General features: G+C 53.1%; 22 protein-coding genes. All 22 read right to left on the reverse strand.

The genetic code is table 11. From position 1 onward, the window contains the following. Positions 1-3 precede the first annotated feature (3 nt). Positions 4-735, reverse strand: a complete 732-nt coding sequence (gene yycF / locus KQI79_RS07700) for a response regulator YycF (protein ID WP_216537649.1) — start codon at positions 733-735, stop codon at positions 4-6. Positions 736-875: 140 nt separating this feature from the next. Beyond that, positions 876-2,420, reverse strand: a complete 1,545-nt coding sequence (locus KQI79_RS07705; protein ID WP_253298009.1) for a peptidoglycan DD-metalloendopeptidase family protein — start codon at positions 2,418-2,420, stop codon at positions 876-878. 211 nt (positions 2,421-2,631) lie between these two features. Further along, entirely contained in the window at positions 2,632-3,387 is a 756-nt protein-coding gene (locus KQI79_RS07710; protein ID WP_216537650.1) for a hypothetical protein, read from the reverse strand. Positions 3,388-3,524: 137 nt separating this feature from the next. After that, positions 3,525-4,589, reverse strand: coding sequence for a methyltransferase domain-containing protein (locus KQI79_RS28180; RefSeq protein ID WP_367398148.1), 1,065 nt, complete (start codon positions 4,587-4,589; stop codon positions 3,525-3,527). A 775-nt stretch (positions 4,590-5,364) separates the two neighbouring features. Further along, positions 5,365-6,651: an adenylosuccinate synthase gene (locus KQI79_RS07720; RefSeq protein WP_216537652.1), complete on the reverse strand. Its 1,287-nt coding sequence runs from the start codon at positions 6,649-6,651 to the stop codon at positions 5,365-5,367. 157 nt (positions 6,652-6,808) lie between these two features. Beyond that, complete coding sequence (gene dnaB, locus KQI79_RS07725; protein ID WP_216537653.1) at positions 6,809-8,173, reverse strand: replicative DNA helicase; 1,365 nt, start codon at positions 8,171-8,173, stop codon at positions 6,809-6,811. Position 8,174: 1 nt separating this feature from the next. Next, positions 8,175-8,618 carry a 50S ribosomal protein L9 gene (gene rplI, locus KQI79_RS07730; protein ID WP_216537654.1) on the reverse strand — a complete coding sequence of 148 codons (444 nt, stop codon included), beginning with the start codon at positions 8,616-8,618 and terminating at the stop codon, positions 8,175-8,177. Further along, positions 8,615-10,606 (reverse strand): DHH family phosphoesterase, encoded by a 1,992-nt coding sequence (locus KQI79_RS07735; RefSeq protein WP_216537655.1) that lies wholly within the window; start codon positions 10,604-10,606, stop codon positions 8,615-8,617. Before KQI79_RS07735 ends, rplI begins: the two co-directional genes overlap by 4 nt. Positions 10,607-10,617: 11 nt before the next feature. Beyond that, positions 10,618-11,523: a DUF2232 domain-containing protein gene (locus KQI79_RS07740; protein ID WP_216537656.1), complete on the reverse strand. Its 906-nt coding sequence runs from the start codon at positions 11,521-11,523 to the stop codon at positions 10,618-10,620. A gap of 6 nt (positions 11,524-11,529) precedes the next feature. Further along, a complete protein-coding gene (locus tag KQI79_RS07745; protein ID WP_216537713.1) occupies positions 11,530-11,832 on the reverse strand; it encodes a MazG-like family protein in 303 nt (100 codons plus the stop codon). A 181-nt stretch (positions 11,833-12,013) separates the two neighbouring features. Then, complete coding sequence (locus KQI79_RS07750; RefSeq protein WP_216537657.1) at positions 12,014-13,960, reverse strand: amidohydrolase family protein; 1,947 nt, start codon at positions 13,958-13,960, stop codon at positions 12,014-12,016. 155 nt (positions 13,961-14,115) lie between these two features. After that, positions 14,116-14,541 (reverse strand): CBS domain-containing protein, encoded by a 426-nt coding sequence (locus KQI79_RS07755; RefSeq protein ID WP_216537658.1) that lies wholly within the window; start codon positions 14,539-14,541, stop codon positions 14,116-14,118. 31 nt (positions 14,542-14,572) lie between these two features. Next, positions 14,573-15,535 (reverse strand): LCP family protein, encoded by a 963-nt coding sequence (locus tag KQI79_RS07760; protein WP_216537659.1) that lies wholly within the window; start codon positions 15,533-15,535, stop codon positions 14,573-14,575. A gap of 310 nt (positions 15,536-15,845) precedes the next feature. Further along, entirely contained in the window at positions 15,846-17,489 is a 1,644-nt protein-coding gene (locus tag KQI79_RS07765) for a b(o/a)3-type cytochrome-c oxidase subunit 1 (protein WP_216537660.1), read from the reverse strand. Positions 17,490-17,526: 37 nt separating this feature from the next. After that, entirely contained in the window at positions 17,527-17,997 is a 471-nt protein-coding gene (locus KQI79_RS07770) for a cytochrome c oxidase subunit II (protein ID WP_216537661.1), read from the reverse strand. Positions 17,998-18,053: 56 nt separating this feature from the next. Next, entirely contained in the window at positions 18,054-18,224 is a 171-nt protein-coding gene (locus KQI79_RS07775) for a cytochrome c oxidase subunit 2A (protein WP_216537662.1), read from the reverse strand. A gap of 1,126 nt (positions 18,225-19,350) precedes the next feature. Next, positions 19,351-20,238 carry a sugar phosphate isomerase/epimerase family protein gene (locus KQI79_RS07780; protein WP_216537663.1) on the reverse strand — a complete coding sequence of 296 codons (888 nt, stop codon included), beginning with the start codon at positions 20,236-20,238 and terminating at the stop codon, positions 19,351-19,353. Between the two features lie 95 nt (positions 20,239-20,333). Beyond that, positions 20,334-21,149 carry a carbohydrate ABC transporter permease gene (locus KQI79_RS07785; RefSeq protein WP_253298010.1) on the reverse strand — a complete coding sequence of 272 codons (816 nt, stop codon included), beginning with the start codon at positions 21,147-21,149 and terminating at the stop codon, positions 20,334-20,336. A gap of 55 nt (positions 21,150-21,204) precedes the next feature. Further along, positions 21,205-22,095: a carbohydrate ABC transporter permease gene (locus tag KQI79_RS07790; RefSeq protein WP_216537664.1), complete on the reverse strand. Its 891-nt coding sequence runs from the start codon at positions 22,093-22,095 to the stop codon at positions 21,205-21,207. Positions 22,096-22,203: 108 nt separating this feature from the next. Beyond that, on the reverse strand, positions 22,204-23,547 hold the full coding sequence (locus tag KQI79_RS07795) for an ABC transporter substrate-binding protein (RefSeq protein ID WP_216537665.1): 1,344 nt from the start codon (positions 23,545-23,547) through the stop codon (positions 22,204-22,206). Positions 23,548-23,586: 39 nt separating this feature from the next. After that, positions 23,587-24,393 (reverse strand): HAD-IIA family hydrolase, encoded by an 807-nt coding sequence (locus KQI79_RS07800; RefSeq protein ID WP_216537666.1) that lies wholly within the window; start codon positions 24,391-24,393, stop codon positions 23,587-23,589. Between the two features lie 184 nt (positions 24,394-24,577). Next, positions 24,578-25,195, reverse strand: coding sequence for a glycerol-3-phosphate responsive antiterminator (locus KQI79_RS07805; protein ID WP_216537667.1), 618 nt, complete (start codon positions 25,193-25,195; stop codon positions 24,578-24,580). Positions 25,196-25,248: the final 53 nt, after the last annotated feature.

Consider the following 25,248-nt stretch of genomic DNA (forward strand, 5'->3'; position numbering starts at 1 on the left):
GAATTATAATCCTCCCGTTTTCGGGTTGCGCATCATATATCCCAAACCGCGCCGGGTCATAATATATTCGGGTTTGCTCGGATCGTCTTCGATTTTCTCGCGCAGCCGGCGAATCGTCACATCCACGGTCCGTACGTCGCCGAAATATTCGAATCCCCATACCGCCTGCAGCAAATGCTCGCGCGTCATGACTTTACCGCCGTTTTTGACCATGTAAAAGACAAGCTCATACTCGCGATGCGTCAAGTCGAGCGGTTCGCCGTCTTTATACACGACATACATATCCGTATCGATGAACAAATTGAAATAGTGAATTCCCTGCTTGTCCTCTCCCGCGGTATCTTGTCCCGCCGGCGCCGGAGCGGCGTTCTTCGCCTGGCGGCGCAAATGCGCTTTCACGCGCGCGAGCAATTCGCGGGTGCTGAACGGCTTGGTCACATAATCGTCGGCGCCGAGCTCCAGCCCGAGCACCTTGTCCAGCTCCGTATCCTTCGCGGTCAGCATAATGATCGGCGTCTGCAATTGGGCGCGCACCTCGCGGCATACATCCATCCCGTCTTTTACCGGCAGCATCAGGTCGAGCAGGATTAAATCCGGCTTTTCCCGGAAGGCAAGCTCCACCGCTTCCGCGCCGTCAAAAGCGCAAATGACCTGGTAGCCCTCTTTTTCCAAGTTGAATTTTAAAATATCTGCAATCGGCTGCTCGTCGTCAACTACTAATATTTTTCCGTGCATCCTGTTCACCGCCTATAAACCATATACTTATCTTCCTCTATCTTACCACACCTGATCCTTCCCTTTAAAACAATAAATAACGGAAAAAAGCATCGCCGAACGGTAACTTCGACAATGCTTCTTTTCAAGGCTGCTGCGCCTTATTTCAAATATTTCATCGGGTTTTGAATCGACCCGTTTTTATGAACTTCAAAATGCAGATGAGTGCCGGTCGAGCGTCCGGTATTGCCCATAACGCCGATTTTCTCGCCTTTCTCGACTTTATCTCCCTTTTTCACGCTAATTTTGCTCAGATGACCGTATAATGTTTCATAACCGTTCTTATGATCGATAATGATGGCGTTGCCGAAGCCGCTCTTCTTTCCTGCGAACGAAACGACGCCGCTGTCCGAAGCCATAATCGTCTTGTTCGAGGAAACGAGATCCACTCCGTTATGCATGCGGCCCCACCGTTTTCCGTAACTGCTGGTTAAGCGGGCGCCGGATACGGGCCATCGGAAGGAACCCGAACCTTCGCCAACGACTTTCGTCCCTTTCACAATGATCTCCGCGACGGAAGGCGTAATCACCTGCTGACCCAACCATTCTTCCGAAACGAGCAACCCGTTCTTCTTCGTCAACCGGTACGACATTTGCTTTAAACCGCTTTTGCCGGGGCGAATCACTTTCTTCTCTCCGGCTTTCATGTTCGGATCGTTCTGAACGACCGTGTCCGGTTCAATGACGACATTCTCCGTCACCTTCTCCACCGTACTCACCGTCAGCGCAGGCTGTATCACCGTTAAATCCAGCTCCTGCCCGATTTGCAAATACAGCTCTTCGATGTCCGGATTGTTCTCGTAAATCACTTGCTTGGAAATGTCGAACTTATGCGCGATTCCCGAGACCGTATCTCCCGGCTCCACCTTATATTTGACAGGCTTCGCATCGCCGGTTGTCAGCAACCGGAGCGCTTCCTCAGCGTTAATGACCTGGTCGGGCGCTGTTTGCACGGCGTCGGTATGTACTTCCTCCTCAAAGGCGGCCTTTTCCACCCGGACCATCTCTTTCGTTTGCGAATGATTCCTCGCGCCGGATGAAAGCGTTCTCACCCTTCCGATTGGCTTCGCTTCTCCGCTAGTGTATTGCTTTTTCACTTCCGCCAATATTTGGTCGGCCGTTTCCTGATCCTTGACGATTCCGATCGTTTTCCCGTCCACCTTCAACTCCACTCCCGCCGCATAGACGGTGAACATCGAACCGAGCTGGGATAACGTTGTTTCATCGTCCGCTTCCCCTTGAAACTTCTTATACGCTTCATAGGTTAGCCCTTCGGTTTGCAATTGAACATTCGCTTCCGGGTACTTCTCTTGCATTTCTTTCGTTTTCAAGGCAATCAACGTATCGATCGCTTGCGGGTCGCTTACGCTCCCGATTTCCGTTCCGTTCATATAGACTTTATATAATTCTATTGTATTATTTTGTACGTAATTGATCCCTGTATATGCAGCGGCCCCGATGAGAAGAAATCCTCCGGCAACAAGAGCGATGCGCTGCTTCGACCCGGCTATCCATTGATGCGTCCGAGACTGAATATACCGATCTTTCGCATTCCTTGCCAGGTCTGTCCACCGAGCCGGCCGCATGACGATTCTCGCATTCTTCCATACGGTATCGGCCCAATGTGTAAGCTTGTTCCTTGCCATGACCGTCTCCTTTATTGTTCGTAAAATGACAGGGAAATGGTGTCAAAATTTTAACCATTTCACCTACAAATTACTTTAACACAGCCTTCCTTCCAAATTCAACCCCACAATAGGAAAAAAGTAGGAAGAAAGATGCCGCTACAATATGTCTGACGGCGTAGGTCGAAAGATCGGAATGTTCGGCCCAACAAGGATTTCGGTTCGCAACGCCTTAATATTTTTTAAGAATATTCATCAGTTTGTCATATTCGTCATCGCGTACATGCATGGCTATCATTTGCTCGATTTCTTTCAATTCGCTCTCCGTCAATCCATCCTCGACGTAGAGAGAGATTTTCTGCAGGTCCTCTTGCGGTATTTTCGTAATGAGCAGGGAAAATAATTGTTCCTTATCCTGCGAGCTGAGCTGCCCTCTCGCATTGGCCAATTCTTCGCGCGATATCACAGTCTCGTTGCCGCTGCCTGCGCCCGCGCTTCCCGTCTGCCCCGAAGCCTCTTGGCCTCCGGCTTGTTCTTGTCCGGATATCGTCCCGTTCAAGCCGTTGCCTGCGCCTAATCCGCCGGTTGCCAGCCCGCTGCCCGCGCTCGTCCCGCCTGCGGATTGTCCGCTGCCGCCCTCTCCTGCGGCGCCGCTGCCGTTCGATCCGGCTTGATCGCCGGTCGCCGCAGTCTTGCCGCTGCCAATTGTCCCGGTCTCGTCCGCCGCTCCTCCGGACTTCGCCCCCTCGGTTCCCGCAGGCTGCCCGTTAACCGCCACGGCGTCCTCCTTCGCGGCCGGCGTCTTCGAGCCCCATAATCCGCCCAGCAGATTGGATAGAGCAAGCGGCTGCGCCGCCGCCTGCAGGTTGAATTTTTGCAGCAAACTTTGAATATACGAATCTACAATATATCCGGCCGTCATGATGGAAATAGCGCTTGCCAATACAACGATGCCTATCAATTTCGTCAACTTTCCGAGTACTCTCATCAATTGCGTTCCTCCTACAATCTATGTACTCACCAGTATTAACGAAAAAGATAGGCTCCATTCCCATTCGCGCAAACTTGAACCGAAAATATCGTCCCGCCTGCGAATCTTTCCCTCGCTTCTCCCGCTTCTCACCTCTAGTTCCGCTCGCCATAGACGAGATGCATCAAATCGTTGACCCGATGCTGCACCGTGGCAAATCCGTACTCCCGCAGCCACCGGATCAGTTGGGAACGGTCGGCGTAATATTCGCTTTCGATCGAATCGACCGCTTCCCAATGGCCCGCCTCCCGTAAACGGTCCATATAGCCGGTCCGCGCCTGTTCGTTCTCGAACATTAAATCGGCAATGCATATTTTCCCTTTCGGCTTCAATACTCTGCTCATTTCTCCCAGCGCCAATCGTTTTTGCTCCGCGGTGAGATGATGCAGCGCATAGCTGCTCACGACAAAATCAAATTGCCCGTCGAAGAACGGAACCGCCAGCAAATTGCCAAGCTTCGTTTCCAAGTCCGGATATTTGCGCCGGCATTGCTTCAGCATCTCCCGGGATTGGTCAAGGCCCATCATCGTGATGTTTTTCCGCAAGAAGCGTCCCGCCAAGTTTCCCGTTCCGATTCCGAGATCCAGACCGGCGTCCCCGGGGGAAGGCGCCACCCATTCCACGACGAGATCCAGCACCTGGTCGTAATCTTCATGCGGGTTGAACCGCGTATGTTCGATCTGTTTCTCATTAAGAACAAGATCGTCATAGTCCGGCGCCATCTCGTCAAATCCCCATTGATCCTTCCAATTGCCGCGCGCTTCCTTCAAGCCGCGCAATCCTGCCGCCAGCTTATGGATTTCGTCGGGATGAAGCCGGTCCTGCCGCTTCAATCGCTCGATCATCGTATCGGCCGCGGCTATCAATTGCCTAAGCTCGATCCATTGCGAGAACATGGCGTTGCGCTGCGTTTCCAAATAATATTGCAGCTCCGTCTGGTTGCCTTGCTCCATCTGCAGCAATATGCTTTTGATCCCTTCCAGGCCGACCCCGATTTCCCGCAAGGCGGCAATCGTGCGCAGCCGTTCGATATCTTGCTCCGTAAACTGCCGGTATTGATTGTCGGGATGCTTATGCGGCGATACGAGCCCTTTCTGCTCATAAAAGCGGATCGCGCGCGCCGTAATATTCAGTTGTTTGGCCGCTTCGTTAATATTCACAACCGTCACCTCTCTCTTATTGTAAACCTTCTCGCAACGTCAAGGTAAAGCCCTCTTCGCCCGTCCATTCGCGGCTTCACACAATTACGATCCATTCCTGGCTCACGATCCATTAGCGGTAAAACCAGGCATTAATTCGCCCCTTCCTTTTCTTTTTACTCAATTACATGGAAAAACTACCGTTAATTCCCCCGGAATCGGCCCATTCAGGGGTACTATCGAAATTAGCGCCGGAAATTGCCGCTAATACGAACATCGTCGGCAATGCCGCCGAATTAGCTGTACTTTTTTCCGCTAAAGTACCCTGCGTGTTGCGAATGTGCTCACTGCAACCGAACGCGCTCTGCTGCCAAACGTGTTCTCTGCAGCCTAACGCGCTCTTTCCAGACCCGGCTTCTCCTCCTTTTCCGCCTTCTGTCGAAATCCCGCTCGCTCAGAATAGAACGGGGCATGCAAAGTAAAACGGAGCAATCGGTGCCCCGTAAAAGAAATCGGCAGCTAGACTGACCGGCCAAGGATAAAAGGAAAAAGGGCAAGCAGCAAAGACTTTTAAGCTACCAATCAACGTACACTACTCACGGCTCGCGTACGTACCTCTGCATAACCGGCTCACTGAACGAAGGGGATATCGACAAAAGGAGGGGAAAAAGCAACCCACCCGTAGGAATAGAGAGAACTGACAAAAAAACAATCTTCCGTATGTATAGAGAGACGACAACAAAAAAACGGCCCCCCTCGCCATCATAAGCGAAGAGAACCGTATTTGCTAACCATCCTATCCGTAAATCGGACGTACTTGATTCGTTTGCTCGCGGTTGCGGCCGACCGAGAAGATCGCGATCGGAATGCCGGTCAATTCGGACACGCGCTTGACGTAATTGCGGGTCGTTTCCGGCAGATCTTCCAGCGATTTCGCCCGAGTGATGTCTTCCGACCAACCCGGCATCTCCTCATAGATCGCTTCGCATTCGCCCAGCACTTTCAAGCTTGCGGGATAATGCTCGATGATTTGATCCTTGTATTTGTATCCGGTACAAATCTTCACCGTCTCGAGCCCGGTCAACACGTCGAGCGAATTAAGCGACAAGCCGGTAATGCCGCTCACGCGGCGGGCATGGCGCACCACCACGCTGTCGAACCAGCCGACGCGGCGCGGACGCCCGGTGACCGTCCCGTACTCGAAGCCTTTCTCGCGAATGTAATCGCCGGTTTCGTCGTTCAGCTCGGTCGGGAACGGACCGTCGCCGACACGGGTCGTATAAGCCTTCGCAACCCCGATGACCTGGTTGATCTTCGAAGGGCCTACGCCCGATCCGATGCAGACGCCGCCCGCCGTCGGATTGGACGACGTCACGAACGGATACGTTCCTTGGTCGATATCGAGCATGACGCCTTGGGCGCCTTCGAACAGCACTTTGCGTCCCTCGTCGATCGCATCGTTCAGCACGACCGAAGTGTCCGTCACGTACGGGCGAAGAGTGTCCGCATAGCCTAAATACTCGGCCAGAATTTGATCCGCATCCAGCGGCTCCCCGCCGTATACTTGCTCAATCAAATGATTTTTCTCCGCAACGAGACGGCGGAGCCTCGTTTCGAATTCCTCCGCATCCAGCAAATCGGCGATGCGGATCCCGTTGCGCGCCGCTTTATCCATATAGCAAGGGCCGATCCCTTTGCGCGTCGTTCCGATTTTGTTGGCGCCTTTGCGGTCTTCCTCCAGACCGTCAAGCACTAGATGATATGGCATAATGACGTGCGCGCGGTCGCTTAAGCGCAAATTGTCGGTAGAAAATCCATTGTCACGAATATAGTTAATTTCCTCGATCAACGCGGCAGGATTGATAACTGCACCGTTGCCGATGACACAAGTTTTGTCATGGTAGAAAATACCGGACGGGATCAAAGTCAGCTTATACTTTTTATCGTTGATTAGTATGGTATGACCGGCATTGTTGCCGCCCTGATAACGCGCCACGACATCGGCGCTTTCGGCGAGATAATCGGTAATTTTCCCTTTACCTTCATCTCCCCACTGCGTTCCGACAACGACAACTGTTGACATAAACCATTCCCCCGTTTCGGGTGCGTTCACACCTCATCTTCTGCTGCGTTAAAGCAGCAATATCAGTTTATCAATACCGAAAAGCAAAGTCAACAAAAACGAACAATCAACCCAGTAATTGGGCGATTGTTCGGAAATAGGACAAATATGAACGCAATTATGCACTTCCGGCGACAAGCTCTTGATGATTTCGTTCATAACTGACGAATTTATTATAATTTTTCAAGAAGACGAGCTCCACGGTTCCGACCGGGCCGTTCCGCTGTTTGGCGATAATGATCTCGATAATGTTTTTCTTCTCCGATTCCTTGTCGTAGTAATCGTCCCGATATAGGAACGCGACAATGTCGGCATCCTGCTCGATCGAGCCCGATTCCCTCAGGTCGGACATCATCGGACGCTTGTCCTGGCGCTGCTCCACGCCGCGGCTAAGCTGCGACAACGCGATGACGGGCACTTCCAGTTCGCGCGCGATTTGCTTCAACGTCCGGGATATTTCCGATACTTCCTGTTGGCGGTTCTCGCCCGGCTTCCCCCGGCCGTGAATCAGCTGCAAGTAGTCGATCAGAATCATGCCGAGCCCTTGCTCCTTCTTCAGGCGGCGGCATTTCGCGCGGATGTCCGCAACGGTAACGCCCGGGGTATCGTCGATATAGATTTTCGCTTCCGATAAGGCTCCGATCGCCATCGTAAGCTTCTCCCAGTCGTCGTTCTCCAACTGGCCCGTGCGCATGCGGCCCGCATCGACGTTCGATTCGGCGCATAGCATCCGCTGCACGAGCTGCGACGCCGACATCTCCAGACTGAAGATCGCGACCGTCTCCTTGGCGCGAACGCCGACATTTTGCGCGATGTTCAGGGCGAACGCCGTTTTCCCCACGGACGGCCGGGCCGCCACGATGATCAAATCGCTGCGCTGGAAGCCTGACGTCATTTTGTCCAGATCGGGAAATCCGGACGGGATGCCCGTCATGCCGCCTTTGTTCGCACTGAGAAACTCAACGCGCTCGAATACTTCCATCAGCACGTCGCGTATGGCGATAAATCCGCTCCCCGAACGGCGATTCGATATTTCCAGAATGCGGCGTTCCGCGTCGCTCAGCATCCCGCCGACATCTTCGCCCCCCGCATAGCCGTCGCTTACGATTTGCGTCGCCGTACGGATCAAGCGGCGGAGCATCGATTTCTCCTCGATAATCTGCGCGTAATAGTCTACGTTCGCCGCCGTCGGCACCGCGTTGGCCAGCTTGGTTAGATAGGTGACGTTCCCGACATCCTCCAACTGCTGCTTGTCCCGCAGCTTGGTCGTCAACGTCACCAGATCGATCGGTTGATTCTCCTCGCCGAGTTGGACCATCGCTTCGAAGATCAGTTGATGCTCGGTCAAATAGAAGTCTTCGGAGCGAACGCGTTCCATCGCGGTAATCAGCGCTTCGGATTGCAGCAGCACCGCGCCGAGCACCGCTTGCTCCGCCTCCAGGTTCTGCGGCGGAATGCGGTCGAAAAACTGGCCCTCGTTCATGTTATTCCTCCACGACTTGAACCTTTAATGTTGCCTTCACATCCGTATGCAGCTTCACCGGCACTTGCGTCACGCCAAGCGTGCGAATCGGTTCGCCGAGCTCGATTTTGCGTTTGTCCACTTTCATCTTTTGCCCTTCCAGCGCTTCGGCAATCTGCTTGCTCGTAATCGCCCCGAACAACCGGCCGCCTTCCCCGGCTTTGGCCTTAATGACAACCGTCAGCTCGTTCAATGTTTTCGCGAGCGCTTCGGCATCCGACTTTTCCTGCGCTTTTTTCTTCTGTTCGGATAGATTTTGCTGTTCCAGCGTCTTCATGTTCCCCTCGGACGCAATGCGCGCATACCCGCGCGGGATCAAGAAATTTTGAGCGTATCCTTCCGATACGTCCTTCACTTCGCCTTTCTTGCCTTGGCCTTTCAAATCTTTAATAAAGATGACTTTCATTCAGAAAACCCCTCTTCCGCATCAATTTCAGCCAAAATTTGCTTCAAGTTCGCTTCGGCCTCTTCCAACGTTCCTTCCAGTTGAGCCGCCGCGTTCGTCAAATGTCCGCCTCCGCCCATCCGCTCCATAATGACCTGCACATTGATCTGCCCCAGCGACCGCGCGCTAATGCCGATCAGCCCGTCCGGACGTTCCCCGATGACGAACGAGGCCGTCACATCGGTCATATTCAACAATGTATCAGCTACTTGAGCAATGAGCAACTGGGGGAATTTCCGCCCCGGTTCGGCGACGGCGAGCGCAATATGATTGTACAGCATTTTCGCATGCTTCATCACTTCCGCTTTCTGGATATACTCTTTCAAATCCTCTTTCAGCATTCGCTGAATGAGAATTGTGTCGGCACCGTTGCGCCGCAAGTATCCCGCCGCTTCAAACGTGCGCGAACCGGTTCGCAGGGAGAAGTTTTTCGTGTCGACGGTAATGCCCGCGAGCAGCGCCGTCGCTTCCAGCATATGAAACTGGACCCGGTCGTGAACATACTGCAGCAGTTCCGTCACCAGCTCGCATGTCGACGACGCATAAGGCTCCATATAGATAAGCACTGCGTCGTTAATGAACTCTTCGCCTCGGCGGTGATGATCGATGACGACTTTGCGGTTGCCATGCTGCAGCAGCTTCGGTTCGGCCACCATCGACGCCTTATGCGTATCCACCACGACAACGAGCGTCTTCGGCGTCAACCGGTGCAGCGCCTGCTCCGGCGTAATAAACCGGTCCCATAGCGGCTTTACGCCCTGAATCTGCTCCATCATCCGGTCGATCGACGGATTAACGCCTTCGAATACGATCGAAGCGCCCACGCCGAACACTTCCGCCGCCTTCATGACGCCGATCGCCGCGCCGACGGAATCCGTATCGGGCATCCGGTGCCCCATCACCAGCACCTGGTCGCTTTCCCTTACCAAATCGCGCAAAGCGTGGGCAATGACGCGAACCCGGACGCGCGTCCGCTTCTCCACCGCATTCGACTTGCCTCCATAGAAGGACAGATGCTCGCCAACCTTGACCGCGACCTGATCGCCGCCCCGCCCGAGCGCGATATCCAGGCTCGTTTGCGCAAGCTGGCCGAGCTCGGCGAAATTGTCCTCCCCGCCGGCAATCCCGATGCTTAGCGTCATCGGCAGCTTATTGTCCATCGTCAGCTCGCGCACTTCATCCAGGATGACGAACCGCGATTGCTCCAGGCGGCGCAGCGTTTCTTGATCGAGAATGATCAGATACCGGTCCGACGCCAGCCGTCTCAGGAACAAATTATAATCCTGCGCCCACTCGGTAATATGCGTCGTCACCCGCGCCAGCAGCATCGCCCGCTGCTGGTCGTCCATTCCTTGCGTCAGTTCTTCCAGGTTATCCATCATGACGATGCCGATGACTAACTTTTCCGCCTCGTACCTTTCGCGGAGACGGCTTAATTCCGTGATGTCCCGGAAATAGATGAGCCTCTCTCCGGGATTCACCAGCGTATGGTAAATGCGGTCGCCGATTTCGACTTCCACATACGGATCCTTCTCTTTCTCCTTGTCCCTATCCTTTTCCTTCTCCTTGGACTGCAGCAAAGTCGGAAACCATTCCCCGAGCGGCGTGCCGACGAGCGACTCGCGCCCCAGCATTTTCGCCACATACGGATTATGCCATTCGATCGTTTTATCGTCGCTGTACAAAATAATACCGAACGGCAATTCGCCGATCACTTCGTTTCCCACCCGTCTGATCCGGTAGGATAGCGTCGTAATGTAGTTGTGCAAGTCTTTGCGAAACGCCTTCTCCGCGGCCAGTATAAAATAACCGACAACGGCGGCGAGAATCGCGCCCGCTACCGCCAAAGGCCATGCAAAGAAGGCCAAGGCGATAATGAGCAGCAGCATGACCGCAAACGTCCAGATCACATGCAGGCCGTGCCAACGTTGCAATAAAAATTTAGGCATGTTATCTCACCCTACATCTTTGGTTTGACGAAGCTTTGGCGAAGCGGAAATGCGATATCCAATATGCCGATAATTCGCAGCGGCGGGAAAATATAGACGAGCAAAATAAATAGATACGGTATTGCCCTCGCCCATTTGCGCTCGCTTGCCACATAGAAGATGAAGCAAACGGTTTGCACCGAGAAAGCCAGCTGCAATAACGGGATCAAATTCGCCAATATAATCGTAAAGTAAGAGCTCTCGCTGTTTATGAGAAACATGTTTATGATAACGGCGACAAAATAGTACCAAACGAACGATTTCGGCAGCATCCATTCTTTTAGCGGTTTAAAAGCGGGGATGTTCGGCTGCCCCATGGCGGTAAGAATACGCCGGCCAATCGCATGCGTAACGGAGGCGAAAAACAAGGAACTGACGGTAAGCGCAAAAGGAACCAGTTGGGTAACGGCCTGGATCGCTTCCGGCGAAGGCTCGAGCATTTGAATTCCCGACGCTTCCATAATTTGCAGACTGGCGCGTATGCTATCTGCAATAAACGTATTCAATTGAAAGTCCAAAAATGTCGATAGAATGAACAACAGCACCAAAGACTCCAGCAAAATCGTGCAAGTCCCCGCCGCAAGCACCGTCAAGGCTTGAGATTTTCTCTTATACAAATGTCCGATCACGATCGCAGGAATCATCAAATAACATAAAAACAGAATGGCGGCCGAACCGTATGCCCCCATAAGCAAAAAGGCGATCAAGGCGATAGCCGCGGCATGAATCGCAAAAGTCCTTACTTTCAATGTGGTATATAGAACGACCAGCGGCACGATAGCGAAACTAACGGTGATAAGCTGCAGCGGCGTAAACAAAGAAAGTATCATTAATAATGCGGCAACGCTCCATGCGACTGATGTCCAGCGCGTTCTCAATTATGCTCACCTCTTACGTAAATGTTCTTCCAACGCGGAAATATCCTGATACCAGTCTTCGAGCTGATGCCCTTCCTGCTTGTGCTTCCTTAATTTCGCCAGGACGCTTTCATCCAGTTCCCGATAAGATACCCCCAGACGCCTGCCCAATATGTAGCTGCTGACGACGAGACTCGCCAAGCTGTCGACGACCCGTGTCGTGCTGCCTTCCCACAAAGATTTGAATAAACGGGAAACATGATCGAGCACTTCGGTTTTCAACCATTCGATCACTTTGGCGCGTTTGGCCAAATCCATTTCTCTTTCCATCTTTGTCAAGCGGACCTCTCCCTACAAAAAACTTATTTTCCATTATAGCATAAGGAAATCCCTATGTCCCGAACGGGTTGGGGGCAAAGTCCGATTCTTTTCGCCGTAGCGGCATGCGGCGCCGCTTGGAACGAATCGGCGGATGATGCCGTTGTCGCTCCCACGACGGCGCCTTCTGCAATTACAGCATCTCCCGCAGTAACGTTACGGGAGCAAACGCTTCCTCGCCGATCGAGATCAGTTCGAACGACCGATCGCCAACCGACATCCGGTAACCGCGCTCCAATATCAACTCGCCTTCCGGCGCCGGTGGCGGAACGGCGGGCGTTTCTTCCGGTTCGCCTTTCGCAGCCGTATATTGCCGGCTCTGCTTATCCCAAGCGATCGTATAGCCTTTCTGTTCCAACCAGCGAATATCGAAATAGCTTTGCCCGCGGTATTCCAACGTCGGCACGCTAAGCCCGTACCAATCGACCGCTGCGCCGGCCTCCTCGACGCGCACAAATTCGCTTTTGATTCCTATGCCCGGGCGAACGTCTTTATGCAGACTGCTGGGATCTTTCACCACTTGTCCGCCCACCAATACGTATTCGATGCCTTCCGACGGCAAATCGGGCTGCTCGACCGTAGAGCGGTCGCGGATCGTTTCGAAGTTGAACAGTACGATATCCGCGTCCGATCCGGGGGATAATCGCCCTTTATATTTCATCGCGGGCGCTTGTTTCTCGAGCCGCTGCGCCGGAAGCAGCGTCTGCTTGGCGATGGCGTCCATAAGCGTCATTACTTGTTGCTCGCGCACATACAGGCCGATCGTTCGCGCGAATGTCCCCGACGCGCGCGGATGATTATTATGGCCCGGTTCCAGAATGGCGTCGCTGCCGATCATCACATGCGGCGATCCGAAGGAATCGATAATATCCTGCTCCGGAATCGCGTATGCAACCGCCAATTTGCCCTCTTTGCGGTATTTCGCAAACGACTCTTTCGTCAATCGTTCGCCCGTTCCGGCAATTTGCAAATCTTCGTAGGAGATGCGGAACCGTTCTTGCCAGCCTTCGTCAAACCGGGCCGAATTCAAATACGTTCCCCAATAATCGTACGGATACGTACAAGCCGTCATATCGAGCCCTTCGGCGATCGCCTTGTCCATCATCGCGAGCGATTGTTTCATGGAAAAAGTACCGCCCGTGCTGTTAATATGATCCACATGAACCGCCGCTCCCGTAGCGCGCGCATAACCGATCAGCTCGTTCATCGTGTCGATATTCGTGCCCGGCTCTTCCATATCCGAATACCTTCCGTGAAAATAAACGGGCACATTATATTGCTGCGCCACCTTCATTAGCGGAATGACTTCCTCGGCCGTAATGCCCGGCACGTATTCCAGACTGAACGAAATGCCGAGCACGCCGTTCTCCAGCGCCTTCACCGCCATCTCTTTCAGCTTCTCGATTTGCTCCGGCGTCGCGCGGCTGTACCTGCCGATCTTCAACGTATTGCGCGCTTCCGTATAGAAGAAGGAGGCGCCGAAGTTAACCGGCGGGCGTTCACCCTCGTAATGCCTGTACCACGCGACCGGCGTCGACGTGCCCCCGTGCATCGCAATATTCGTCGTGACGCCGTCGGCAATTTTATTCCATACCCCAAGCGGATTCGGATCGTAAGACAAATTGTCAATGAACCCGGGGGACACGATGAGTCCGCTCGCGTCAATCAACTTCCGGCCTTCGATCGGTTGGGACGTGACCGCCTCGATCTTCCCGCCGACGATTCCGACATTCAACCCTTCCCGGTCCGTTTGCGTTTCCGGATCGATGACTCGTCCGTTGCGAATGACGAGATCGTACGTTTGATTCACATCGCCGGTATCGGGCATGCCGGCCGGTTCATCCGCGACGGGCGAAGACGGCTCCACCTTCGTCCCCTCGCCTTCCGTGCTTAGCTTCGCCGTCGTCCGCGCCGCAACCCTGTCGCTCGTTTCGACATTCCCTTCTCCGTTCGTACGGGTATTATTGTGCGTGAATGCCCAATACGCTATACCGCCCAGTAGAAGCACGGAAACGATCGCCGCAAGCCATACGGCCGGCCTCCTGCTTTTTTTCCGTGTAAAACGACCTTGTCTTTGCATATAACCTCCCAATGGGTAAAGTAGCAACATTTTCCATATGGTATAGATTCATTATATCGCATAAACCGGGGACAAGGTCAAATATCCGGAGGTTGCAGAAAAAGAAAGAGAAAACCGCATCTGCATCGATGCGGCTTCCGCTGCCGGGCGGATATTCAGCCCGATTTTCTTGAGTTGGCAAATACGATTTGTTCGCAATACTCGATAATATGGCTGCGCCGTACGATGCCGATAAACCGGTTCATATCGTCGACGACCGGGACGAAATTTTGCACTTTGGCCAGCTTGATCAAGTCGTCCATATTGGCATCAATGCGCACAGGCTCGTTTCTCATATTTAACGGCACGTCTTGCAGTAAGAACTTGGAGGCATTTTCAAATGTAATCTTACCGTTCGAATTTTTCATATGCCACAGAAGATCGCCTTCCGTCACCGTCCCGACGTATTCGCCGGCATCGTTAATGATCGGCACAGCCGTAAACCTGTGATACTCCATACGTTCCAACGTCTGCCGCAACGTGCTGTCCAACGTTAGACATATGACCTCTTGTTTCGGAAGCAAGAAAAAAGCGATGTTCATCCGTTCATCCTCCCGCCATGACGCTTTTTCGTTACGCTTTCGGAAGCATCAGGTCTTGCGACGATACATTCGGATCCATCCAATTGGCGATCAGCTCCTGAATGTATTGCACATCGTCTTCATCCGGCATGTAATACCAGACGCCGCGAGTCATTCCGCCTTCCCCGCGAAGCGTGTAGTTATATACGTTGTAACCTGTATGCTTATAAAATTTCTTCGCGATCTCAATCATATCCTTCGGAGGAATGTCGGTTTTGAAATTATCCCCCATCGACTCGATCAATTCCGGAATTTTCGTCACTTGATCCAGTCCCGTCATTCGATCCATGACCGCTTTCAGAAAAATCATATTGCGGCTTGCGCGGTTGATATGATCGTCTTCGCGATAGCGGACGAAATAAAGAGCTTCCTGACCGGAATATAGCGGTTTGCCGGCTTTGACCGTAAATTTCTCGTGGCCGGCCCCTTTATTGACGATATCTTCCTCGATCGGCAGCTTAATGCCGCCAAGCGCGTCCACCAATTCCTTAAATCCTTCGAAATTGACCGTCGCATAATGGTCCACCGGATATCCGACCAGCTTCTCCACCGAGTTGATGCTCATTTGTGCGCCGCCGTAAGCGAAAGCGTGATTAATTTTGTCCATTTTGTCTTTGCCGACAATTTCGGCATACGTATCCCGCGGAATGGAGATCATAAGCACTTTCCCCGCTTCCGGACGAACGACCGTATAAATAATCGTGTCGGAGCGCCCTCGCTCGTTGCCGCGTGCGTCGGTTCCCAGCAACAGCGTGGAGAAAGGCCCGATCTTCGGTTCCTTCTTCTCATTTTCTTGTCCTTCGATCGGTTGGAAAGAATTTTCAAGTTTTTTCTCAACCTGATTGGATAAAAATATATCAAAAGCTAATACAGCCAGTTCTTTACGGAATAAATATCCCCCAGCTCCCAGCAAAACAACAACCAGAAGTATAATATATAATTTCTTGTTTTTCATGTTGGCCTTCCCTTTTTTCTTTTTATTGTACCATAGAATCGACGGCATTTATTTTAGTCGGTTGATGGGTACAATGCTAAATAAAGGTCGCAATCCACCTCCCTCTACATCTATATGCCGCAACGTTTGCCAGCATTTCATCGATTTCGTTTATTGCGACAATGATTCCTCTCATCTCTATTATATATGCAATCTCCCTTCCATTTCAAAATTGCTAGTCTTGTCCCTTACCTGGCCGCATGAAATTTCCAATAACGCAAATATCCCGCCGCGCCTTAACAGCGTGACGGGATGTAGCTTCATTGCCGTATTACCACGTTTGATATCCGGGCGACCCCGGTATGGAGCCGCCAAACATATCCAGCACCGGCACGGTATACGCGACCAGGATGAGCACGACGACGATGCCGACCCATAAGCTCCAGCGCTCCAGCACTTTCGGCGTTTCGGCCGCCGTATCCAGCGGTTCGCCGATCGGATATTCCGTTTCTCCCTTCGGCGATGTCATGAGCGCGACAATATTATAAACGAGAAGCAAAATACCGACGAACAAAATGACGCCGCCGATCGCCATCACCATTTGGTACGGATCCCAAGCGGAAGCCGCCGCGCTGTCATAGTACGCCGTTGTCGCGGTGCGGCGAGGCGAGCCCAGCAATCCGATCCAATGCATGGAGCCTGACATGAACAGCATGCCGAAGCACCAAATCACGGTCTGTACGATACCGAGACGATGCAGCTTCAGCGTCAGCGTTCTGCCGGTCACGACCGGGATGAGCCAGTATATAATGCCGAAGAAGGTTAATGCGACCGACGTAGCGACCGTCAGATGGAAATGGCCTGTGACGAACATCGTATTGTGAACGACCGCGTTCATCTGATTGCTCGCATTAATGATGCCGCCCGCGCCGGCCGGAATAAACAGCAGCATCCCCATAAACGGCGCGAAGAATCGGACGTCTTTCCATGGCAGCATTTTGAACCAGCCGAACAGCCCCTTCGCTCCTTTCGACCGGCCGTAAATCTCGAACGTGGCGAACATCGAGAACGCCGTCATAAGCGACGGTACGATGACCATGAAAGTCAGAATGACTTGGAGATATTTCCAGAACGGAGAAATCCCCGGCTCCATCAATTGATGGTGGAACCCGACCGGAATCGAGAACAAAACGAACAGTACGAAAGACAATCGGGCTAACGCGTCGCTGTAGATTTTCGCCCCGATCACTTTCGGGATGACGACGTACCAGCAAATATAGGCCGGCATGAGCCAGAAATAAACGAGCGGATGGCCAAAATACCAGAACAGCGTCCGGCTCAGCAGCACGTTGACCGTTTCAACCCATCCGAACGACCATGGAATAAGCTGCACGACGACTTCAACGGCTACGCCGAGCGTCGCAATTTGCCACAGCAGCATCGTAGCGACCGTCATAAATGCGAATAGCGGTGAAATTTTCCCTTTGTTGCGTTTGCGCCAAAACCGGTAATTGACGAATATGCCGAAGCCCGACAGCCAGCTTCCGACGACGACCAAGGCGAGCGCGATATAGAAATAAGGCGACGCCTTCATCGGCGCGTAGAATGTATATAGCACCGAGGCTTTATTCAGCAGAATGCAAATCACGCCTACGACGGTTCCAAGGGACATCAGTACGAACCCGCTCCAGCCGAGCCTGCGGGCCAGCGGAACGAGCGACCCGCCCAGCGTGGCCGATATTCCGGAATAGAGAAATCCGATAATAAAAAATGTTGTAAAGACGAGCGCCATCAATACGCCGTGCGCCGTAAGCAACTGGTAATACCCGATTCCGGCCGGCAACGTCAAGCCCGCTCCGCGCACCAGACCTTGCAGCATGCCGGCGATGCCTCCCGCCAGCAGCGCCCCGAAAGCGAATAGGATATGCGCCAGCACCAAGCTCCCGTCTCTCGGATCGAATCGCTTCTCTTTCATCGAAAACCCTCCCACATTGTTCATCCTCTCGTTTCGGTTAAGATACGACGATCTTCGCCTTCATCATTTCATGGGCGATGCCGCAATACTCGTTGCAGAGAATCAAGTATTCGCCCGGCTTGTCGAACGTATAGGACAAGTGGTTCACTTCCCCCGGTACGGCCATCATATTGACGTTCGTCCCGACGATCTGATAACCGTGCACGACGTCTTTGCTCGTGATGATAAAGTGAACCGTCGATCCTGCGGGAATTTCCATTTCGTTCGGATCGAATCCGAATGCGAAAGAAGTAATGACGGCTTCGTATTCCTTGTCTCCGACTTGCCGAATCCCCGGTTTGTCAAACGGCGGCGTAACGTCCACCTGCTGCGGATCGATCGTATGGGCGTGGCCCGAAGGCGGATTCATGCCCATGGCAAAGCCGGATATGCCGATCACTACCAGAAACACGGCAAGCATCGCAACACCGAAGCCAAGCCAAATTTTCTCCAGTCGATGAATATGCATCGCTTTCCCCTCTTTTCCCAAAATCGTTGGTTAATCGATTGTTCCCCTTTGCGCGGTTAATTGCGGGCCATAAACAGAACGAATACAAGCACCCATGCGACGATGATGAATGCGCCCAAGATCATGACGGACGCAAACGTTCCTTTCAACGAATGTTCGGTCTCCGTCCCCGTTTGCTTCGTCTCGGGTTTGCCCGTTTTCTCGTCGGTAACGATCGGATTTGCCATCTTCGTCCCTCCTTAACGTTTTGTGAGGTTTGCTCTTGACATAACTATAAAGTTTGCTTTTTGACGAAAATGTGATTTTTATCACAACGCTCAGACGATTTGTTTCTAATTTGTTACAAATTCCCTTTTACCGCGTGATAAATACACTTGACCGGCGGTGCAAGAAAAACGCCTGACGGCGCAGCATCCATGGCGGTTCACTCGATGTCATATGTTCGCCCCTCCGGACCCGGGCGAAGCCTTCTCCGTCGGAAATGAGCCATCCGCGGCGCATCAATTAAATGCACCATCCGCATCGATGCACCCCCACATCGTGTCCAGTAAATGCATCACCCTCGTCGCGTCCAGAAGCCGATTGGGAACAAAAGTACCCTTAACAAGACATCAAACGGTCCTAATTTATGCCAGATTTCGCGTCAAAAAAGAAAATAAGGAACGCATATACCTTATGAACGAATGTACATTCGCTAATAAAGCAATTTCGTTCCCTATCTGCATAAAAAGAGCGGTTTTCTTCCATCATTTGCGAATTTCCGAGTACTAATAAGGTACATTTGTTCGCTATTAATCATGTACGAGCGCTCACCGAACACGGACATTAAAAAAGACCGGTGCCGGATGATATTCCGGCCTGGTCTTTGTTGAGTGCTGTTGAAACTGCTCTCAGTAACAGCGTATTCATCGCGAGCAACTGCAAATATACAGTTATAACCGCTTAACTGGCCCCATTTTACCGTTGCAACTGCGAAAATCCAGTTACTCCGTGCATAAACCGCCCTTTCTATAGAATATCAGGCTTTTTAACTGGATATTTGCAGTTATTCGATCAAAATATTGTCATTTCGCCGCCATTAACTGGATTTTTGCAGTTACTGCAAACGCGAAACGAAGATTCCCGCAGCCGCTATTCTCTTGCCCGGATTCACCATGCGGGAGTCGATCGGCAGTTTATGCCACTTTTCCCTACGTTGTCGATCGGCTATCTATGCCACCGCTCCCTACCCTGCCGGTCGGCAATCTACGCTACCATTCCACACGCTGCCAATCGGCCATCTATGCTACGTTCCCTACGCTGTCGATCGGCTATCTATGCCACCGTTCCTCGCGCTGCCGGTCGGCATTTATGCTACCGTTCCTCGCCCTGCCGGTCGGCAATCGCCGCAATCGAGGCGGTCCGCATCCGATCCAACACCCGCGCCGACGCATCGGCATCCGCAACGCTATGCATCTCCAAGATCCATGCGCCGGCATAACCGTACTCCACCGCCATCTCCGTCAACGGCCCGATCGGAACGGATCCTTGGCCAATCGCATAATGGTCGTCGTATTCCCCGCGATTATCGCTCAAATGCAAAGCGACGGCATGCGGCAATACCCGTGGCAGCGCTTCCAAGCAGTATCCCTCGCCGACGAGATGCGCATGTCCGGCGTCGAATACGATGCCTGCGCGGGGCGAATTGACCCGTTCCAGTACGCGGAGCAGAAACTCGACGTCCGCGCCCAGCGACCTCGGGTAAGGAGGAATGTTCTCCAGCGCAATCTTCACCTTCGAGCCGGCGGTCTCTTCCAGCGCCCTGCGCACGAAGGCAGCCACCCGCTCCACCGCAGCAAGCTCGTCTTCCCCGCCGATCGTCCCCGCGGGTTGCGCCGCATCCTCTCCAAGATCGTCCAGCCTGCCGGCATGGAGAACGACGAAATCGCAGCCCAGCAAATCGGCGATCCGCAGCGTCCGCAGCATGATATTCATGCTGGCAGCCACCTCTTCAAGCGTAACCGCCGCCGGATTGCAGGCCGTAATCGGCGTATGGATCGTCCAGGAAATGCCGTTTGCCTTCCCGATCTCTTGCAGTGAGCGGAGGCGTTCCTGCGGCCATTCCAGCAGCTCGTCATGCCGGCCTTCCCCCATAATTTCGATCGCCTTCCACCCCTCGTTGACAAGACAATGGACGGCATCCTCAAGCGGTTCTTCGATCATTGCATAGGTTGAAACGGAATAACGATTATGATATGTCATACATGACCTCCTGATTTCGTCGTTGTTCACTCCCGTTTGCTGTATCTTAAGAACATTCTACATCGATTCGCCTACTCCTTCGTCCCGTGGACAAATTATTTAATGCCGGAATGTATAAAACTGTTCATGAATTGCCGTTGAAACAGGATAAATGCGAGCAGAAGCGGAGCGATGACCATAAGCGTCGCCGCGCTAACCTCCGTCCATTGCGCTCCCGTCTCGAACGATTGCGCGAAAATCGCCAGTCCTACCGTTAACGGCCGGTTGTTCACGGAGTTGGTGACAATAAGCGGCCATAAGAAGTTATTCCATTGATAACTGACCGAGACGAGGCCGAACGCGATATAAGTCGATCGGGCGAGCGGAAAATAAATGCGCCACATAATTCTCCACTTGGAAGCGCCCTCCATGACGGCGGCTTCTTCCAGCTCGGGCGGGATCGTCTTAAACATCTGCCTCAGCAAAAAGATGCCGAAAGAAGAAGCGAGATACGGAAGCATAATGCCAAGCTTCGTGTCGAGCAGCGATAGTTGCTTCAACACATTATAGTTCGGGAAAATGAGCACATCCGCCGGTATCATAATTTGCACCAGGAACAGCAGGAACACGGCGCCCTTGCCCCAGAAATTCACTTTCGCGAATGCGAAGGCCGCCATCGTGGCCGTAAACATCTGCACTGCCAATACGCAGACGACAATGATGAGCGTATTCCAGAAATATTGGGGAAACGGCGCCGCCGCCCATACCTTCGTAAAATTGTCCAGCGTAAACTCCGGCGAGAAGACGGCCGACAATGCCGATTCCTTCGGCCGGAATGCCGTCGCTACGACCCATACGAGCGGAATGAGCCAAATCGCCGCAATCAAATACATGAAGACATAGCTCATTTTCATCAAGATTCGGGATAACATTTCGCTTTTCTCCTCCCGTGCGAAGGAAGGCGTTGGACGCCGTCGCAACCGCGCGTTAATGGTAATGGATTTTCTTATCAAGTCCGAAAAACTGCAGAGCGGCCAGGAGCAGCAGCACGGCGATCATAACGACCGTCAGCGCGGAAGCCATCCCTTGATCCCAGAAGCTGAACGCGGCTTCGTAAATGTAGTACAGCAGCAAGCTGCTCGCATTGTTCGGGCCGCCTTTGGTCATAATCCACAGATGATCGACCAATTTGAACGAATTCGTCAGCGCCACGATCGCGACGAACAGCGTCGTCGGCATCAAAAGCGGAAACGTAATTTTTCGGAACGTCGTCCAGGCTCCGACCCCATCGGTTTGCGCCGCTTCATACAGGTCCTGCGGAATATTTTGCAATCCGGCCAAATAAAAAATCATAAAATATCCCGCTTCCTTCCATACGATCATAATCACCATCGCCCACATGACCAGCTCCGGCGTCCCGAGCCAATTCGCATCGCTTTGTCCGATCCACTTGACCGCGCGGCTCAGCAGCCCGTACTCCGGCGTATAAATAAACAGCCATATATTGGCGATGGCGATCATAGGCACGACCGTCGGGTAGAAAAACGCCGTACGCAGCGCGCCTTGGCCCCGCAACGCCTTGTTGCAGTAAACGGCCATGAGAAGCGCGAGCGCGATCGAGGTCGGCGCCGTTCCAAGCGCAAACCATAAGTTGTTGCTCATGACTTGCCAGAACACTTGATCCTTCCACATATTCCCGTAATTCTCCAATCCGACGAAGAAGGGCAGCGGAGTGGCCAAGTCCGCTTGAAACAGGCTAAGCCGAATCGTGCGGGCAATGGAATAGAACGTAAACAGAAATAAAAAGAACAGCGACGGAAGCAGCAGCAGCCAGGCAAAAGCGTTCGTTTGCAGGCGAATGCGAAATTTCCTCCCCATGATGATAACCTCCCTACCGAATCCGGTGTAATGTTCAGACAAGGAAAGGGAACCTTATGCCGGGCGCACTAGCGCCTCGGCAACGGTATCCCTCTCTGCTGCTGCCGCCTACTTGTTGAAAGGCTGCAATGCCTTGTCCGCTTCTTCCTGCGCTTTCTTCAACGCGTCGGCAGGCGAGACGCTGCCGGTCAAGACCGCTTGCAATTGGTCGCTGAGCGCTTTGGTCACTTTGCCGTTATTGTGCGTCGACAATTCGGCGGCGGCATATTCCAACTGGTCGCGGGCAACGACCGCAGCCGGGAAGTCTGCCGTATATTTTTTCATCCGTTCAGTTTCATACGCCGATTTCTTCACGGCTACATATCCCGTGTCGATGCTCCACTCAGCGGCGCGCTCGGTTTCCGTCATGAACTTGACGAACTTCCATGCCGCTTCTTGCTTTTTCCGGTCGATCCCTTTGAAGATATAGAAATTCCCTCCGCCCGTCGGGCTTCCGTAATTTTTCTTCTGCGGCAGGAAGGACACGCCGAAGTCAAATTTCGCATTGTTCTTCACATTCGTCAGGTTGCCGGTCGTATGGTACATCATCGCCGTCTTGCCCTCCAGGAAGTCGGACGGCACCGTGCCCCATTCGATCACGCCTTCCGGCATGACTTTATCTTTTTTCGCCAGATCGACCCAATATTGCAGCCCTTCCACATTTTCCGGCGTATCGAAGAACGCCTGCTTGCCGTCTTCCGACATCAAGTTTTTGCCGTTTTGCAAAGCGAATGTTTGCATCATCCAATACGCAAATCCGGAAACCGGGATTTCCAGGCCCCACTGCCCTTCTTTCGTCAGCTTTTTCGCATACTCGGCCATTTCCTCCCAGGTTTGCGGCGGCTTGTTCGGATCGAGGCCGGCCGCTCGGAACGCTTCTTTATTGTAATAAAGCACGATCGTGCTCCGTTGGAACGGAATGCTGTACGTCTTGCCTTCCGTCTGCGAATTGGCCATAAAGGCCGGATAGAAATCGGATAAATAGGCCTCCCCGCCTTCTTGCGCGATAAACTCGTCGAGCGGAATGATCGCATCCATATCGAGCATGCTGTACAATTCGGTGGATAACAATACCGCGACATCCGGCGGATTGCCGCCTTGTACGCCGGCCTGCGTCTTCACGGTCGTGTCGGCGTAACTGCCCGTATAGACGGGTTTCACAACGATGTTCGGATTCTGCTCCATAAACTCCTTGGCCATGCCTTCGATCGTGGCGGTAAGCGGTCCTCCGACGGCAATCGGATAATAGAAGGTAAGCTCCACTTGTTCCTCCTTCGCGCCTTGCTGCTCCTCTTGGCCGGCATTGCCGCTCGTACCGTTTGACGGCTCCGCGGTCGGCGCCGATTTGGCGCAACCGGCGATCAATGTAAGACATAAACATAACAACAACATCGTTTTCGTAAACGAACGCATTCTTTCATCTCTCCTTTTTCGTTTCCTGTCATTTTGCAATCAACCGTTATAACGCCGCGGTTGCAAGGCGAGCAGTTCGTCCAGCGAACCGATCGCGTAATCCGGCTCGTCCGGGTAACGCTCCAGATCGCTCGCGGACGTTACGCCCGTCAGGACCAATGCGGTCGGGATGCCGTTCTCGATGCCGAGCAGCATGTCGGTTTCATAGCGGTCGCCCACCATCAGACAGTGCCCGCGCCGCCAATTCCCCCATTGCAGCACTTTGTTCGCATAATAAGCGGACGGTTTGCCTATGACCGTTTGCACTGTTCCCTCGCTGGCGGCTTCGATCGCTTTGACCATCGACCATGTGTCGGGAACGGCGTCGCCGTCGAGCGGGCAGTACGGGTCCGGATTGGCGGCGATCAAGAGCGCCCCGTTGCGCATCGCCGTCATCGCCAGATGGATTTTGCCGTAGTCGAACCGGCGGTCCATGCCGACCAGCACATGGGTCGCTTCCGCAGGATCCGTCGTGCGCCGCACATGCCGTTCGTCCAGTTCGGCGCACAAAGCGTGCTCGCCGATCGCAAGCACGTTCGCCGCGGGCGACCGTTCGCTTAAATAAACGGCTGCCATGTAAGCTGCCGTCACGACTTCATCCAAGGACGCCTCCAGCCCAAGGCCGCGCAATTTGTCCAAACATTCCGTTCTTGTCCTCGTCGTCGTATTGCTGAGAAACATCATCTCTTTTCCTTGCTCTCTCAACCGAGCGAGCGTCTCCCGCACGCCGGGCAACAACCTGTCCCCCAAAAAAATCGTCCCGTCCAAATCAAAAAAGTAAGCTTGAAAGCCAGCTGCTTCCGGCAATTTCCGATCAACTCCTTCGGCATGAAACAAACACAAAAAACCCTATCCCACAACAAACCGAAGTTCCCGCCAGCCGAGCGCGCGGTTCAGTTCCATGGCAACCTAGGGTTTTCTCCTATTCTCATACCCTGCTATTCAATTTCCAACTCCATAACCAATTTAACAGAAGAAGATCAACGGAATATTAACTCCGCGTTAACGCCGTGTTAATTTTGCGGGCCTGCTGCCGGACGATGCCGCTCTCCCATAACGATTTATTGCCCATCGATACGGCGCTGGCCCCCGCCTCCAAGGCGGCCCGAATTTCTTCCTCTTCTTTGATCAGCCCGCCGGCGATAATGGGGATCGGCAAATGCTCGCTCAACTCCCGAATGACCCGGGGGATCAAACCCGGCATAATTTCGACGGCGTCGGGCTCGCTTTGCAGCACGTTCGTTATTCCTTGGTGCAAAGCCGACGTATCGATCAGAAATAAGCGCTGAATCGCGGCAAGGCCGCATTTTTTCGCTTGCTTAACAAAATGCTGCTTGGTCGAAATAATTCCGGCGGGCCGCACGCGCTCCGCAATATATTTCATCACGATCGTGTCGTTGCCTAGCCCGCCGATGAAATCGACATGCAGAAATACTTTTTTGCCGGCGGCAATCGCCTGGTTTGTATAGTCCCCCACCGTAAACAGATCGCCCGTCAGCAGGAACACCACCGGCCGGGCGCTCGCGCACGCCGCCTGCAAATCTTCCGGTTTCCGCACCGCGGGAATAATCGGGCTGGAACCGATATGCTTCAACAAGGTTGAGCTCATTGACTTTTTCCCCTCCTCTTTGCGCTTTCGCAACCAGCATACCAAACAATTGT

The sequence above is a fragment of the Paenibacillus sp. MSJ-34 genome, assembly GCF_018918005.1.
GTDB lineage: Bacteria > Bacillota > Bacilli > Paenibacillales > Paenibacillaceae > MSJ-34.